This window comes from Streptomyces sp. f51 (assembly GCF_037940415.1).
In the GTDB taxonomy this organism is placed as follows: Bacteria; Actinomycetota; Actinomycetes; order Streptomycetales; family Streptomycetaceae; genus Streptomyces.
In genome coordinates, this window is the sequence record NZ_CP149798.1 from 5689172 (window position 1) to 5705500 (window position 16329).

The following is a 16329-nucleotide window of genomic DNA, read 5'->3' on the forward strand; positions in this document are numbered from 1 at the left end:
GCCGGGCGGGGCCACCACTGAGCTGTCTGATTCGGGCGAGGCCGCCACCGACTTGCCGGCGTGGGGCGAGGCAGCCACCGGGCTGTCCGATCCGGGCGAGGTCGCCCCCGGATCGCCGGAGCCGGGCGGGAGCGGCGGCGAGTTGCCGGATGCGGCGGATCCGCTGGATCACCCCGACATCCGGACGGCGGCGCAGGCGGCGGCGGTCGAGAATCTGCTGCGCTGCTGGGTACGGGAGAACAACCTGCCCGCTCCCCAGGACGGCACCCTGCGCATCGCGCTGCCCGCCAGCGGCACGACCCTGCTCGTTCCCGTCCACCACTGGTCCCCGGCCGGATGGCACCGCTTCGGGCTCCCCCTCCTCGCCGGCGTTCCCGAACAGGCGCCCGCCGTCGACGCCGTGACGGTCGCGGCCCTCTTCGCACGGCAGACGGCCCCCGGCACCATGGCCGCGGACACGGGTCACCCGGACAGCCCGGCCGGCGAAGGCGCCGATCTCGTCGGCCGCGTCGCCGACTCGGTGCGGCGCACCGCGGTCTTCATCAGGGAACGCAGGGAGTGCCCCGCCGACCCGGCCGACCACTTCCTCGCCGCAGAACAGGCGCTCCTCCTCGGCCACCCCCTGCACCCGACCCCGAAGGGACGCGACGGCCTCTCCGACGCGGAGGGCAGGCTCTACTCACCCGAGTCGCGCGGCTCCTTCCCCCTGCACTGGATGGCGGTCGCTCCCCAGGTGCTGGCCTCCGACTCGGCCTGGACGGAGCGCGGCCGTCCCGTGTCGGCCGCGCAGCTGACCACGCGGCTGGCGGGGCCCGGCCTCTGTCTTCCGGACGGCTTCACCGCCGTACTGCCCCTGCACCCCTGGCAGATGCGCGAGGCCCGGCACCGCCCGGGCACCGCGGCCCTCATGGACGCCGGGCTGCTGCGCGACCTCGGTCCGCACGGTGCCCCATGGCATCCCACCTCCTCCGTCCGGACCGTCTACCGTCCCGGCGCCCCGGCGATGCTCAAACTGTCCCTCGGCCTGCGCATCACCAACTCCCGCCGGGAGAACCTCCGCAAGGAACTCCACCGCGGCGCGGAGGTCCACCGTCTGTTGCGCGGCGGCCTGTTCGAGCAGTGGCAGGCCGTCCACCCCGGCTTCGACATCGTCCGCGACCCGGCCTGGCTCGCCGTGGACGGCCTGGACGGCCACCCGGTTCCGGGGCTCGACGTGATGATCCGGCACAACCCGTTCGGGCCGGCGGACGACGTCGGCTGCGTCGCGGGGCTGGTCTCACCCCGGCCGTACGCCCGGCCGGACACGCTCGACCCGGCCGATCGCCGCCCGCTCATGCGCTCCCGGCTCGCCGCGATCGTCACCGGGCTCGCGGCCCGCACCGGCCGGCCGCGCGGCGCCGTCGCCACCGAGTGGTTCCTGCGCTACCTCGAACAGGTCGTGCGTCCCGTGCTCTGGCTGGACGGCGAGGCGGGCATCGCCCTGGAGGCGCACCAGCAGAACACCCTGCTCCGGCTGGACGCCGACGGCTGGCCCACGGGCGGGCGCTATCGCGACAACCAGGGCTACTACTTCCGCGCGTCCCGGCGCGCGGAACTCGACCACCGGCTGCCCGGCATCGGGGCGCACAGCGACACGTTCGTCTCCGACGCGGTCACCGACGAACGCTTCGCCTACTACCTCGGCATCAACAACGTGTTCGGCCTCATCGGCGCGTTCGGCTCCCAACGGCTCGCCGACGAACGGCTGCTGCTCACCGCGTTCCGGCGCTTCCTCGCAGGCGTGGCCACCGCCCCCGCCCGGCTGCGCACACCGCTGCCCGCCCTGCTGCTCGACTCGCCCGTCCTGCGCTGCAAGGCCAACCTACTGACCCGGCTGCACGGCCTCGACGAGCTCGTCGGCCCCGTCGACACCCAGTCCGTCTACGTCACCATCGCCAACCCTCTTCACTCCTGATGTCCGACCCCCTTCCTTTCTGATGTCCGACCCCGTCCATCTCCGAGGTCCGGCTCCCCTCATCCCTGGGGAACCGGCCCACCCCGTCTCCCGAGAGGAGCGTCGTCGTGCCTCCCACCGATGAGAGCACCGACCCCGGCACCGGCACGGACTGTGAGGACACGCTCGACCTGCGCCTCACCGACGAACTGATCGCCCTGTTCGCGGAGGGCGCCGGACCGGGGGACGAGACCGGGGAACGCGTTCCGGACGGAGTGCGGGGCAGATCTCCGGAAGGGGCCGCCGACGGGACACCGGACGGGGGCGATCTGCTCGACCGGGTCGGCGGCTGGGGGCCGGCCAAGACACCGGCGGGCGTCCTCCAGCTCGTCCCGGTGCGGGCGGGCCGCGACCTGGCGCTCGTCCACCGCTGGATGAACGACCCGGCCGTCGCGGAGTTCTGGGAACTGGCGGGACCCGAGGCCGTGGTCGAGGACCATCTGCGCCGGCAGCTCGACGGCGACGGACGCAGCGTCCCGTGCCTCGGCGTGCTGGACGGCGTCCCGATGAGCTACTGGGAGATCTACCGAGCGGATCTCGACCCCCTGGCGCGCCACTATCCCGCCCGGCCCCACGACACCGGGATCCACCTCCTCATCGGCGGGGTCGCCGACCGGGGGCACGGACTCGGCTCCACCCTGCTCAGGGCCGTCGCCGACCACGTACTGGACAAGCGCCCCGCGTGCGCCCGTGTCGTCGCCGAACCCGACCTGCGCAACACTCCCTCCGTGTCCGCGTTCCTGAGCGGAGGCTTCCGGTTCTCCGCGGAGGTCGATCTGCCCGGCAAGCGAGCGGCGCTCATGATCAGGGACAGAGCCCTGCGCGAGCTGTTGTAGAGCCGCCGTGCCCGGTCCGCCGGACGATCACCCGACCCGGTTCCCCGCCGAGGAGTCCCCGTGTCCCACCCCTCCACCACCCCGTCGGTTCCGGGCTTGATCACTCGGTTGTCAGTGGCGCCCCGTAGGCTGGCAGCGCTATGACAAAGCCCTCACTCCCCGAACTCCTGCATGCTGCCGTCACCGCTGTCGGCGGCACGGAGCGCCCCGGCCAGGTGACGATGGCCGAATCCGTCGCCGCCGCCATCGACGACAGCTCCCACCTGCTGATCCAGGCGGGCACCGGCACCGGAAAGTCGCTCGGCTACCTGGTTCCGGCGCTCGCGCACGGTGAGCGGGTGGTCGTGGCGACCGCCACCCTGGCGCTCCAGCGCCAGCTCGTGGAGCGGGACCTGCCGCGCACCGTGGACGCGCTGCACCCGCTGCTGCGCCGCCGCCCCGAGTTCGCGATGCTCAAGGGCCGGTCGAACTACCTGTGCCTGCACCGTCTGCACGAGGGCGTGCCGCAGGACGAGGACGAGGGCCTCTTCGACCCGTTCGAGGCGGCCGCGCCCACCAGCAAGCTGGGACAGGACCTGCTGCGGCTGCGCGACTGGTCGGACGAGACCGAGACCGGTGACCGCGACGACCTCACCCCCGGTGTCTCCGACCGGGCCTGGGGCCAGGTGTCGGTGTCCTCCCGGGAGTGCCTCGGCGCCACCAAGTGCGCCTACGGAGCCGAGTGCTTCGCCGAGATGGCCCGTGAGCGGGCCAAGCTCGCCGAGGTCGTCGTCACCAATCACGCGCTGCTCGCGATCGACGCCATCGAGGGCGCGCCGGTCCTGCCGCAGCACGAGGTGCTGATCGTCGACGAGGCCCACGAACTGGTCTCCCGGGTCACCGGCGTCGCGACCGGCGAACTCACGCCGGGACAGGTCAACCGTGCCGTCCGCCGTGCCGCGAAGCTCGTCAACGAGAAGGCCGCCGACCAGCTCCAGACCGCCGCCGAGGGCTTCGAGCGGCTGATGGAGCTGGCGCTGCCGGGCCGCCTTGAGGAGATCCCGGAGGACCTGGGATACGCGCTGATGGCACTGCGTGACGCCGCGCGCACGGTGATCACCGCCCTCGGCTCGACCCGGGACAAGTCCGTCCAGGACGAGGACGCCGTACGCAAGCAGGCGCTGGCGTCCGTCGAGTCCGTGCACTCCGTGGCGGAGCGGATCGCCAACGGCTCGGAGTGGGACGTCGTCTGGTACGAACGGCACGACCGCTTCGGTGCCTCGCTCAGGGTCGCCCCGATGAACGTGTCCGGGCTCCTCAGGGAGAAGCTCTTCGCCGACCGGTCCGTCGTCCTGACGTCCGCGACCCTCAAGCTCGGCGGCGACTTCAACGGCGTAGGAGCGTCGATGGGACTCGCCCCGGAGGGCACGGAGGGCGAGGACGTCCCCCAGTGGAAGGGCGTCGACGTCGGTTCGCCCTTCGACTACCCCCGGCAGGGCATTCTGTACGTGGCCCGGCATCTGTCCCGCCCGGCCCGGGACGCCGACCGCGGCGACATGCTCGACGAGCTGACCGAGCTGATCCAGGCCGCCGGCGGCCGGACGCTCGGTCTGTTCTCCTCGATGCGCGCGGCCCAGCTCGCGGCGGAGGAACTGCGGACCCGGATCCCCGAGTACCCGATCCTGCTCCAGGGCGAGGAGACGCTCGGTGAGCTGATCAAGAACTTCGCGGCCGACCCGAAGACCTGTCTGTTCGGCACGCTCTCGCTCTGGCAGGGCGTGGACGTCCCGGGCCCCAGCTGTCAGCTGGTCGTCATGGACAAGATCCCCTTCCCCCGCCCCGACGACCCGCTGATGAGCGCGCGCCAGAAGGCGGTCGAGGAGAACGGGGGGAACGGCTTCATGGCCGTCGCCGCCACGCACGCCGCGCTCCTGATGGCCCAGGGCGCCGGCCGTCTCGTGCGGGCCTCGGGGGACCGGGGTGTGGTCGCCGTCCTGGACCAGCGTCTGGCCACGGCCCGTTACGGCAGCTATCTCAAGGCGTCGCTCCCCGACTTCTGGTACACCACGGACCCGGGCCAGGTGCGCAGGTCCCTCGCGGCGATCGACGAGAAGGCCAGGACGGCCGAGGAGTCCGCGGCGAAGTCCGCCGACGCGGCGGACCAAGCGATCGAGGCCGCCGAGACCGAGGCCGCCGAGACCGAAGGCGACGAGACCGAGGGTGACGGCGAGGACGCGTAGGGCACCCTGGACCTGGACGAACAGGACCCCGGAACCGGCGCAGTGGTTCCGGGGCCCGGTCAGGGGCGGAGGCGGCGGACCGCCCGTCGCGGTGTCACACCCGGCGCAGTACGGCGACGACCTTTCCGAGGATGGTCGCCTCGTCACCGGGGATCGGCTGGTACGCCGAGTTGTGCGGCAGCAGCCACACATGGCCGTCCTCGCGCTTGAAGCGCTTCACCGTGGCCTCGCCGTCCAGCATCGCGGCGACGATGTCGCCGTTCTCCGCCACCGGCTGGCGGCGGACCGTCACCCAGTCCCCGTCGCAGATGGCGGCCTCGATCATCGAGTCACCGACGACCTTCAGGACGAACAGCTCCCCGTCGCCGACCAGCTGCCGGGGGAGCGGGAACACGTCCTCCACCGACTCCTCGGCGAGGATCGGGCCACCGGCGGCGATACGGCCGACGAGCGGCACGTACGAAGCGGCCGGCTTGCCCGCCGTGTCCGTCGGCTGCACCGAGGACTGGTCCGAGCCCCGTACCTCGTAGGCGCGCGGGCGGTGCGGGTCCCGCCGCAGGAAGCCCTTGCGCTCCAGCGCCATCAGCTGATGTGCGACCGAGGACGTGCTGGACAGGCCGACGGCCTGTCCGATCTCGCGCATCGACGGCGGGTACCCGCGCCGCTGCACGGAGTCCCGGATCACCTCGATCACCCGGCGCTGCCGGTCCGTGAGTCCCGAACTGTCGGCCCGGATGCCTGGAGGTCGGCCAGGCAGGGAGCGCTTTGGCCCCTCATGATTCGCGGCTTCGTTCATCACATGCACCGGCTCGAGTCGGCCCTGGGAGCGGTCCTGGGCGGTGATGGTGGCGCTGTCTGCGGTCGTGGTCACGTCGGCCCCTCTCGATGGTCTCCCTGCTGGACAACGGTAGTTGCTTTCGAAAGGTTGCGCCAAACACACGTTCGAGTGAAAAACCGCGAATTGCCTGACGTGAGCATGTGTCGGGGTGTATGGCCTGATGACGCGCCTCGCGGACAAAAGGCCCCATTGCTGTACCCTTCACCGCCGGAGGCGGCGGGCGTACCGGCTGACCTGGGCTGTCGCCCAGTCTGCCATCCGATGGCCGGACGGCCGGGAAGCGGCTCCCTTCCGTGCGTCGGCCACGCTATCCCCGCCTGTCCGGGATGGGTATGCCTGTGCGGCACGTGCCCTTACGTGTACGACACGCGCGGCGTGGGCGATTTCCTGAGTCGATCCCCACATCTAGTGGTTGGATTGCGGAGGCATCCCAGAAGTTGTGGTCCCCCGGGTCTCCGGACCGCCGGGCATCGCCTATGCTTGAGGCTGCTTCGAGGGGCCCGTGAGGTCCCGCGAGGTTTCTGAGTCGTGCTGTGAAGGAGGGTTGGAGCCATGCACTGCCCCTTCTGTAGGCACCCGGACAGCCGCGTCGTCGACAGTCGTACGACCGACGACGGCACGTCGATCCGCAGGCGCCGCCAGTGCCCCGACTGCTCCCGTCGTTTCACGACCGTGGAGACGTGCTCCCTGATGGTGGTGAAGCGCTCCGGTGTGACCGAGCCCTTCAGCCGCATCAAGGTCATCAACGGCGTGCGCAAGGCGTGCCAGGGACGGCCTGTCACCGAGGACGCGCTCGCCCAGCTCGGGCAGCGGGTCGAGGAGGCCGTGCGAGCCACCGGAAGCGCCGAGCTGACCACCCACGACGTGGGGCTGGCCATACTCGGACCCTTGCAGGAACTCGACCTCGTGGCCTACATGAGGTTCGCGTCCGTGTACCGGGCCTTCGACTCGCTCGACGACTTCGAAGCCGCCATCGCGGAACTCAGGCAGGTGAATCAGCGCCCCGCCGAGGACGACGACGTCCCGGACGCGGTGCGCCAGGAGACCGATCACGGGCAGCGCGGAACCGTCGAGGTTCCCGTGCCCGCCACCGCCGCCGACTGACCGCGGCCCGGACCCTTCGGGTTCTCCGGGCCCGCCCGCGGGCGGCGACCACAGACTTGCAGCGCACGGCCGTACCAACGGCGCGCGCGGCATCAGACACACACCGTGCCACGGGAAGTTCGCGGCACTTGAGCGCGTTTTAGCCTGTTACAGGGAGGCGGCATGACAGAGACGGCGAGCGGTCCGGCACGAGGTTCCCGCGCGAAGGGCGGAGCCAAGGCCAGCAAGGGACTGCGCATCGAGCGCATCCACACCACCCCCGGCGTGCATCCGTACGACGAGGTGGAATGGGAGCGCCGTGACGTCGTCATGACCAACTGGCGCGACGGCTCGGTCAACTTCGAGCAGCGTGGCGTCGAGTTCCCCGGCTTCTGGTCGGTGAACGCGGTCAACATCGTCACCAGCAAGTACTTCCGAGGTGCCGTCGGCACCCCGCAGCGCGAGGTGAGCCTCAAGCAGCTCATCGACCGCATCGTGAAGACGTACCGGAAGGCCGGCGAGGACTTCAAGTACTTCGCCTCGCCCGCCGACGCCGAGATCTTCGAGCACGAGCTGGCGTACGCCCTCCTGCACCAGATCTTCAGCTTCAACAGCCCGGTCTGGTTCAACGTCGGGACCCCCCAGCCCCAGCAGGTCTCCGCCTGTTTCATCCTGGCCGTCGACGACTCCATGGAGTCGATCCTCGACTGGTACAAGGAAGAGGGCATGATCTTCAAGGGCGGCTCCGGCGCCGGCCTGAACCTCTCCCGCATCCGCTCCTCCAAGGAGCTCCTCTCCTCGGGCGGCAACGCCTCGGGTCCCGTCTCCTTCATGCGCGGCGCCGACGCCTCCGCGGGAACGATCAAGTCGGGCGGCGCCACCCGCCGCGCGGCCAAGATGGTCATCCTGGACGTCGACCACCCCGACATCGAGGACTTCATCCAGACCAAGGTCAAGGAAGAGGAGAAGATCCGCGCCCTGCGTGACGCGGGCTTCGACATGGACCTGGGCGGCGACGACATCACGTCCGTCCAGTACCAGAACGCCAACAACTCGGTCCGCGTGAACGACACGTTCATGAAGGCGGTCGAGGAGGGCGGAACGTTCGGCCTCACCTCGCGCATGACCGGAGAGGTCATCGAGAAGGTCGACGCCAAGTCCCTCTTCCGCAAGATGGCCGAGGCCGCCTGGGCCTGCGCCGACCCGGGCATCCAGTACGACGACACGATCAACCACTGGCACACGTGCCCGGAGTCCGGCCGCATCAACGGCTCGAACCCGTGCAGCGAGTACATGCACCTGGACAACACGTCCTGCAACCTCGCCTCGCTGAACCTGATGAAGTTCCTGAAGGACGACGGCAAGGGCCACCAGTCCTTCGACGTCGAGCGCTTCGCCCAGGTCGTCGAGCTGGTCATCACCGCGATGGACATCTCCATCTGCTTCGCCGACTTCCCGACCGAGAAGATCGGCGAGAACACCCGCGCCTTCCGTCAGCTCGGCATCGGCTACGCCAACCTCGGCGCCCTGCTGATGGCGACCGGCCACGCGTACGACTCCGACGGCGGCCGCGCGCTCGCCGGCGCCATCACCTCCCTGATGACGGGCACGTCGTACAAGCGCTCCGCCGAACTCGCCGCGGTCGTCGGCGCGTACGACGGCTACGCCCGCAACGCGCAGCCCCACCAGCGCGTCATGAAGCAGCACGCCGACGCCAACACCTCGGCCGTCCGCGTGGACGACCTGGACACCCCGATCTGGGCCGCCGCCACGGAGGCCTGGCAGGACGTGATCCGCCTCGGCGAGAAGAACGGCTTCCGCAACGCGCAGGCCTCCGTCATCGCCCCGACCGGCACCATCGGTCTCGCGATGTCCTGCGACACCACCGGCCTCGAGCCCGACCTCGCCCTGGTCAAGTTCAAGAAGCTGGTCGGCGGCGGCTCGATGCAGATCGTCAACGGCACCGTGCCGCAGGCCCTGCGCCGCCTGGGTTACCAGGAGGAGCAGATCGAGGCGGTCGTCGCCCACATCGCCGAGAACGGCAACGTGATCGACGCGCCGGGTCTCAAGCACGAGCACTACGAGGTCTTCGACTGCGCCATGGGCGAGCGCTCCATCTCGGCGATGGGCCACGTCCGCATGATGGCCGCGATCCAGCCGTGGATCTCCGGCGCGCTCTCCAAGACGGTCAACCTGCCGGAGACGGCGACCGTCGAGGACGTCGAAGAGGTCTACTTCGAGGCGTGGAAGATGGGCGTCAAGGCGCTCGCGATCTACCGCGACAACTGCAAGGTCGGCCAGCCCCTCTCCGCCAAGACCAAGGAGAAGGAGAAGTCCGCGACGGACGCTGTCACGGCCAAGGCCGAGGACACCATCCGTACCGCGGTCGAGAAGGTCGTCGAGTACCGCCCGGTCCGCAAGCGTCTGCCCAAGGGCCGTCCCGGCATCACCACCTCCTTCACGGTGGGCGGCGCCGAGGGCTACATGACCGCCAACTCCTACCCTGACGACGGTCTCGGCGAGGTCTTCCTGAAGATGTCGAAGCAGGGTTCCACCCTCGCGGGCATGATGGACGCCTTCTCGATCGCCGTCTCGGTCGGCCTCCAGTACGGCGTGCCGCTGGAGACGTACGTCTCGAAGTTCACCAACATGCGCTTCGAGCCGGCCGGCATGACGGACGACCCGGACGTGCGGATGGCGCAGTCGATCGTCGACTACATCTTCCGCCGCCTGGCGCTGGACTTCCTGCCCTTCGAGACGCGCTCCGCGCTCGGCATCCACTCCGCCGAGGAGCGTCAGCGTCACCTGGAGACGGGCTCGTACGAGCCCGCCGACGACGAGGTGGACGTCGAGGGCCTGGCCCAGTCCGCGCCCCTCGCGCAGGAGCTGAAGGCCGTCGCCGCTCCCAAGGCGGAGCCCGTCGTGGCCGAGGCCGCCCCGAAGCAGGTCCGCACCAGCGCCGAGCTGGTGGAGATGCAGCTGGGCATCCAGGCCGACGCCCCGCTCTGCTTCTCCTGCGGCACGAAGATGCAGCGGGCCGGGTCCTGCTACATCTGCGAGGGCTGCGGGTCGACGAGCGGTTGCAGCTGACACCTGGCGCCTTGATGGCGTGAAGTAGCTGGTCAGGGCGGTGGAGCGAGCAGTCGGCTCCACCGCCTTCCGCGTTTTCGCGGAGGTGCCTGCGCTCGCGGAGGCGGGGCCCGCCCCGGCTGTGCCGCGTGCCGCGGGCCGAAGGCCCCGGAGCCCGGCGGAATTCGCCTTTCCCGCGAAACGATCAACGGCTAGTCTCCCTCCGCGCGCACGGAGCGCGCGGGGGGAAGGCGGGGGACATGGCGGACAAGGTGGCCGGCTCGAAGAGAGGCCTGAACGCGGGGATTCAGGCCGTCGCGGCGGTGGTGCTGGTCGCGGGCGTCACGGGGGGCATATGGGGGCTTTCGCGGGTCCTTCCGAACGGCAACGGCGCCGACGACCCGGCCAGGTGCTCGGACCGGCTCGGCACCCCGTCGCCGAAGCGCGTCTCCGGTGAGCAGCTGTGCCAGGCGCTGAACCGCTCGGACCTGCCGGTGCTCCTCGGGACACCCGACGAGCACGCGCAGACGGCCGACGGCGACGACAGCGTGATCACCCTCGACGGCGGAACCAAGATCGCGAGCCCCGAGGCGAACGTGACGCTGAAGACCTACTCCGTGAAGCTGACGGCCTCCGAGGACCGGCTCTCCGTCGCCCAGGGCCTTGATCTGCTGCCGAAGGCGGAGCCGCGGCAGATCCTGGGCCACCCGGCGGTCCTCTACTCGGACCGGACGATCGCCCTCAGCTTCGGCTCGGGCAAGGCCCGGAGCGGTCCCGGCGGAGTCGCCCGCAGCCTGCTGGTCGCCAAGGACGCCAAGGGGGGCGGCGGTTCGTTCGAGATATCCGTCTGGCGTCAGGACGACGTGGTGCCCGACGACGCGGCGCTGTTCCGCGTCGCCGAGCTGGTGCTGCCGACCATTCCGGGCTGGACGAGCGGCTGAGGCGGCGCCTCAGGCCTCCTGGGGGCTGCCCATGACCCGGGCGAAGGTCGCCGGATCGGTGTCGAAGCCGTGGATGGCCGCGTGGAACGTCCACTCCCCGGAGTGGTCCCGCACGAACTCCCCGATGGTCGCGGCCGTGGAGCCGAGGACGTCCCCGAAGTCGCCCTCGGTCAGGACGGTGTAGCCCTCGCGCAGCCGGAAGCCGGGATGGAGGACGCTCGCGAAGGTCCGCGCCTCGGTGCGCTGCTGGATGAGGACGCCGACGACCACGCGCGCGTAGCGGTTGTCCAGGCGGTCGAGCTCCAGGGTCATGACCTCGTCCCAGCCGAAGCCCTTGCCGTCCTTGCTGTCGCGGTTCAGATAGATGGTGCCGTCAGGCGAACGGCTGCCGAAGTACACCACGTAGTCCGGGTTTCCGTGCGGGGCGGACGCCAGGTACGTCGCCGCGACGATGTCGAGGTCGGTCGCGGGCTCACCCACGGGACTGGGATCCCACTTGATCGCCAACTCGGCCTTGCGGATCCCCTTGTTGAGACCGTTCACCGGATGTCCCCTCCCCGTTCTTCAACAGTCACCGGGTCAACTCCCCTGAGAGTAGGCCCGGTTGTCCATCGTGCCACGCACGCCGGTGCATGCGCCCCGATCCTCTCCGCCGGAGCGTGACCGGCGCCACGTTCCGGGGCCGTACGATGGCGCGGTGCTGGTCAAGTGGATTCGCTGCACCGTGGTCGACCGCCGCGGTTTCGAACGGGGGCAGCGAAAGTGGGCGGGGCTGCTGGGGGAGCCGGGATTCCGGGGACAGGGGGGAGGGTGGAGTGTGGGGCGGTCCGGCGTCGCGCACATCTTCTCGTTCTGGGAGAGCCGCGCCTTCTACGACTCCTTCATGGCCCGGTCGCACGACCGGCTCGCCGCCTCGCAGTCGGGCACCTTCAAGGACTCCCAGGTCAAGCTGTTCGACTACCGCTTCGACGTGAAGACGGGCTTCGAGCCGCGCTTCACGGACTCCGACCGGGTGCGGGTCGCGCACTGCCGTGTCCGCGAGGAGCGCGCGGAGCACTTCGCGCTCATGCAGGAGAAGGTCTGGAACCCGGCGATGGCCGGCTCACCCGGCATGGTCCGGGGCATGTTCGGCGAGGCGCCCGGCAACGAGTTCCTGGTCCTGTCCATGTGGCAGTCGGCCGCGGAGCACGGCAAGTACCGCGCCGAGCGGGTGGAGCGACTCGCCCTGCGCGCCCAGTTGGAGGCCGACATAGCCGCCCTCGCGGGAGACGTCGTCCAGCTGGAACCCGGCTGGATCGTCTGACGGGACCCCTCCGGACGTACCGCCGAGTGAACCGATCCGCTCGCGGCGGTGCGAGCCGTTCTCGAACTGACGTGCGGGCAGTGATGTGACCTGCGCCTTATGACGCCGTACGACTGCTCGAACAGCGTCGGCACGATCTAGGGTTTTGGCATGGCACGACCACGGCGCATCGTCCTTGTCCGGCACGGCGAGTCGGTGGGCAATGCCGATGACACCGTCTACGAACGCGAGCCCGACCACGCTCTGGCGCTCACGGAGACGGGGTGGCAGCAGGCGGAGGACACCGGCAAACGGCTGCGCGAGCTCTTCGGCGGCGAGCGCGTAAGCGTTTACGTCTCTCCTTACCGCCGTACGCACGAGACCTTCCGCGCCTTCCACCTCGATCCCGGTCTCGTCCGGGTGCGCGAGGAGCCGCGCCTGCGCGAGCAGGACTGGGGCAACTGGCAGGACCGTGACGACGTACGTCTCCAGAAGGCCTATCGCGACGCGTACGGGCACTTCTTCTACCGGTTCGCGCAGGGCGAGTCCGGCGCCGACGTGTACGACCGGGTCGGCAACTTCCTGGAGAGCCTGTACCGGAGCTTCGAGGCCCCCGACCACCCGCCGAACGTGCTCCTGGTGACCCACGGCCTGGCCATGCGGCTGTTCTGCATGCGCTGGTTCCACTGGACGGTCGCCGAGTTCGAGTCTCTGTCCAACCCGGGGAACGCGGAGGTGAGGATGCTCGTTCTGGGGGAGGACGGCCGGTACACCCTCGACCGTCCCTTCGAGCAGTGGCGTGATCCGGAAGTCCTACGGAGCCACCGGATAGAGTGGCAGGGCGATGATCGCTGACTCCTCTCCCGACGGGCGCTTCGAGCGCGCCCTCGCCAGCCTGCGCGGACTCGCGGTGGGAGACGCGCTGGGCTCGCAGTTCTTCGTGCCCGCGAACTACCCGCTGCTCAAGCGCCGCGAACTGCCGCCCCGCCCCTGGCAGTGGACCGACGACACCGAGATGACCTGTTCCGTTGTCGCGATCCTGGCCACGCACCACCGTATCGACCAGGACGCCCTGGCCCACTCCTTCGCCGACCACCACGACTTCGACCGGGGCTACGGCCCCGCGGTCAACCGGCTGCTGCGCCTGGTCCGAGAGGGCGGCGACTGGCGCGAGCTCGCGTCGGCCCTCTTCAAGGGGCAGGGCTCCTGGGGCAACGGCGCCGCCATGCGGATCGCTCCCCTGGGCGCGTGGTACGCGGACGACCCGGAGCAGGCGACGCACCAGGCGGAGATCTCCGCCTACCCGACGCACCAGCACCGTGAGGCCGTGGTCGGCGCCATGGCCGTCGCCGCGGCCGCCGCCCTGGCGGCCGATCCGGCGGGCCCGCCGACCGCCGAGGCACTGCTCGACGGCGTCATCGCGCTCGTACCGCGCAGCGCCGTGGGGGCCGGGCTGAGACGCGCCCGGGACATGCTCGACTACGGGGACGCCGCGACCGTGGCCGCCGTGCTCGGCTGCGGACGCCGTACGTCGGCCCACGACACCGTTCCCTTCGCCCTCTGGTCGGCCGCCCGCGCGCTGGGTGACTACGAAGAGGGCTTCTGGGTCACCGCCCAGGTCGGCGGCGACGTCGACACGACCTGCTCCATCGTCGGCGGCGTGGTCGCCTCCGGGAAGGCGGGAGCACCCCCCGCGGAGTGGCTGGACGCCACGGAGACGCTCCCGGAATGGCTGCCGGGGCAGACGTCCGGGCACGCGGCGGACGGCGCTTAGGGCGTACGGCAGAGGGGGTCCCGGGGCCGCTGAGCCGGTCCCCGGGCCGACCGGGAGCGGGGCGGCCTGGGGCGGCCGAGAGCGGCGAGGTCTGGGGTGGTCGAGAGCGGCGAGGTCTGGGGTGGTCGAGAGCGGCGAGGTCTGGGGGGGGGGCGGTCCAGAGCGGCGAGGCCGTGGGGCTGCCTGAGGCGGCTTGGGCCGTGTCACAGGCTTGCTACATCCCAACGGCACCCTCGTCCGCCCGATGCCCCGTGGATACCCTGTGCGCCACGCCGTCCGTTGATCATGGCGGACGTGTGCCGACGAAACACCGGACGACAGCCCTCCGCCCCCGTGGCGTGACGCGGGCTGCCCGGTGACCGGCTGGGAGGGGATCCCTTGTCCGACATACCGTCCACGCCCGAGCCCGGAGACGGGCCAGAGGCGCAGCGGAAGAGCCCGGGGGCGAGCGAGGGGGGCCCGGCGGCCGCGTCCCGGCCGCCGGAGGCATCGCAGGCACCGGAGAGACCGGCTGGACCCGAGGCGCCGGACGCCCCGGAGCCGGCGGGCGCCGCGGATCCGTCCGCACCGACCTCCACAGAGATGCGACCGGCCACACCTGGCTCCGCCACCACGGCGAAGCGACCGGCCACACCTGGCTCCGCCACCACGGCGAAGCGACCGGCCACACCTGGCTCCGCCACCACGGCGAAGTCCGCGCGTGCGGGGGACGCGGGGACGGGGAAGGCGCCTTCGTCGTCCGCGCCCGGCCTGTGGTCGGCGGAACTGTGGGCCACGTGGCCCGCCCCGGTGCGCACACCCACGCTGTGGGCCGTGCTCGCGACCGGCGTACTGAGCATGCTGCTCCTCGACGGCGGTCTGGCCGTCAACCTCCTCCTGGTCGCGCTGCCCGCGGCGCTGGCCGCGTACTTCGCGGGCCGGGACGCGGGCCGACGCACGCGCGCGTGGAGCCTGGTCTGGGGAATCGGCGGGCTCGCTCTGCTGGCCGTGCCCGCCCTGAGGGACGCGGACTGGCCGTCGTTCCTCGCCGTCGTGGCGGCGATCGGGCTCGGCTCGCTCGCCCTGAACGGCGGGCGCACCTGGCCCGCCGTTCTGCTCGGCCCCATCAGTGTGGTCAACTCCGTGATCGCCGGTGCCACCTGGGGCTGGCGCGGGCTGCGGGAACGATTCGGCGGCGCCCGTCGGAGCGTGGGCGTCGGGCTGCGGGCGTTCGTGGTGAGCGCCCTCCTGCTGCTGGTCTTCGGCGCGCTGTTCGCCGGAGCGGACGCGGCCTTCGCCGATCTGCTCGGCAACCTGGTCCCGGACACCTCCGTCGAGGGCGGACCCTGGCGCGTGGTGCTCCTGGTGGCCGGCCTGGCCGTGGCGCTGGCCGTGGCCCACACGGCGGCCGCGCCCGTACGACTGGACCGGGTCGTGATGCGCCCCGGACGCCCGCGCAACCGGGTCGAGTGGGCACTCCCGCTGATCGTGCTCACCGTGCTCTTCGCGGCGTTCAACGCGGTCCAGCTCGTCGTCCTGTTCGGCGGATACGACGCCGTGCTGAAGAAGACCGGCCTGTCGTACGCCGAGTACGCGCGTCAGGGCTTCTGGCAGCTGCTGTTCGTCACGCTGCTGACCCTGCTCGTCGTGGTGTTCGCGCTGCGCTGGGCCCCGAGGGACGGGGCAGGCGACCGGAAGCTGGTGCGGGGTGTGCTGGGAACTCTCTGCGCGCTGACGCTCGTTGTCGTGGCATCCGCTGTGCGACGTATGGACATGTATGTGGAGGCCTATGGGCTGACGAGGCTGAGGATCTCGGTCCTGGCGGGGGAGTTGTGGCTGGGCCTGGTCATCGTGCTCATCATGGCGGCCGGAGTGTGGGGCGCGCGCTGGCTGCCCCGCGCCGTCGCGGCCAGCGCCGCGGCCGGTGTCCTCGCGTTCGGGCTGATGTCACCGGACAGCCTTATCGCCGAACGGAACGTCCAGCGGTACGAGGACACGGGCAAGTTCGACATCCTGTACGCCCGGGACCTGTCGGCCGACGCCGTACCCGCTCTCGACAGGCTGAAGGAGCCGATGCGCTCCTGTGCGCTGCGATCCCTGGCCTCCGAGCTGAAGCAGGACGACGCGCCCTGGTACGCGACCAGCTGGGGCGAGTCCCGGGCCCGGGACATCCTGCGGGCCAACCCGCCGTCCGCGTCCGTGGACGAGAGCGTGTGCGACTCGTTGACGGAGACTCCCGCCTACCGCTGAAACGCCTTCGGCCGATGTGACGGCCCCGGTCGCCGGCCGGGGCCGTGGCGTGGCCACCCGCTCCG

At 71.0% G+C, this 16329-nt stretch carries 11 protein-coding genes and 1 pseudogene; 10 read left to right on the forward strand and 2 right to left on the reverse strand.

The features are described from left to right. Positions 1-142 precede the first annotated feature (142 nt). The 3 genes from WJM95_RS24775 to WJM95_RS24785 all read left to right on the forward strand — a co-directional run bounded on the left by WJM95_RS24775 (position 143) and on the right by WJM95_RS24785 (position 5048). Positions 143-1954: an IucA/IucC family protein gene (locus WJM95_RS24775; protein ID WP_339135818.1), complete on the forward strand. Its 1812-nt coding sequence runs from the start codon at positions 143-145 to the stop codon at positions 1952-1954. A 107-nt stretch (positions 1955-2061) separates the two neighbouring features. Then, positions 2062-2829, forward strand: a complete 768-nt coding sequence (locus WJM95_RS24780) for a GNAT family N-acetyltransferase (protein WP_339131997.1) — start codon at positions 2062-2064, stop codon at positions 2827-2829. 140 nt (positions 2830-2969) lie between these two features. Then, complete coding sequence (locus WJM95_RS24785) at positions 2970-5048, forward strand: ATP-dependent DNA helicase (RefSeq protein ID WP_339131998.1); 2079 nt, start codon at positions 2970-2972, stop codon at positions 5046-5048. Positions 5049-5142: 94 nt separating this feature from the next. On the opposite strand, the gene lexA is transcribed toward WJM95_RS24785, so the two are convergent. Continuing rightward, the gene (lexA, locus tag WJM95_RS24790) at positions 5143-5919 is read right to left on the reverse strand and encodes a transcriptional repressor LexA (RefSeq protein WP_103549644.1); all 777 of its coding nucleotides are present in this window, start codon (positions 5917-5919) and stop codon (positions 5143-5145) included. Positions 5920-6438: 519 nt separating this feature from the next. Between lexA and nrdR the strand changes: the two genes are divergently transcribed. From nrdR to WJM95_RS24805, 3 genes are all read left to right on the forward strand, one after another. After that, entirely contained in the window at positions 6439-6990 is a 552-nt protein-coding gene (nrdR, locus tag WJM95_RS24795) for a transcriptional regulator NrdR (RefSeq protein WP_339131999.1), read from the forward strand. A gap of 162 nt (positions 6991-7152) precedes the next feature. Beyond that, positions 7153-10059, forward strand: coding sequence for a vitamin B12-dependent ribonucleotide reductase (locus WJM95_RS24800; RefSeq protein ID WP_339132000.1), 2907 nt, complete (start codon positions 7153-7155; stop codon positions 10057-10059). Positions 10060-10298: 239 nt separating this feature from the next. Continuing rightward, positions 10299-10979 (forward strand): DUF6215 domain-containing protein, encoded by a 681-nt coding sequence (locus WJM95_RS24805; protein ID WP_339132001.1) that lies wholly within the window; start codon positions 10299-10301, stop codon positions 10977-10979. A 9-nt stretch (positions 10980-10988) separates the two neighbouring features. On the opposite strand, the gene WJM95_RS24810 is transcribed toward WJM95_RS24805, so the two are convergent. Beyond that, positions 10989-11522, reverse strand: a complete 534-nt coding sequence (locus tag WJM95_RS24810) for a TerD family protein (RefSeq protein WP_339132002.1) — start codon at positions 11520-11522, stop codon at positions 10989-10991. Between the two features lie 154 nt (positions 11523-11676). Here WJM95_RS24810 and WJM95_RS24815 point away from each other — a divergent pair, with 154 nt between their 5' ends. From WJM95_RS24815 to WJM95_RS24830, 4 genes and pseudogenes are all read left to right on the forward strand, one after another. Continuing rightward, positions 11677-12282: a YdbC family protein gene (locus WJM95_RS24815; protein ID WP_339132003.1), complete on the forward strand. Its 606-nt coding sequence runs from the start codon at positions 11677-11679 to the stop codon at positions 12280-12282. Positions 12283-12432: 150 nt separating this feature from the next. Beyond that, positions 12433-13093 (forward strand): annotated as a pseudogene (locus WJM95_RS24820) (histidine phosphatase family protein). Between the two features lie 12 nt (positions 13094-13105). Further along, the gene (locus WJM95_RS24825) at positions 13106-14035 is read left to right on the forward strand and encodes an ADP-ribosylglycohydrolase family protein (protein ID WP_339132004.1); all 930 of its coding nucleotides are present in this window, start codon (positions 13106-13108) and stop codon (positions 14033-14035) included. A gap of 378 nt (positions 14036-14413) precedes the next feature. Beyond that, positions 14414-16264, forward strand: coding sequence for a DUF4153 domain-containing protein (locus WJM95_RS24830; protein ID WP_339132005.1), 1851 nt, complete (start codon positions 14414-14416; stop codon positions 16262-16264). Positions 16265-16329: the final 65 nt, after the last annotated feature.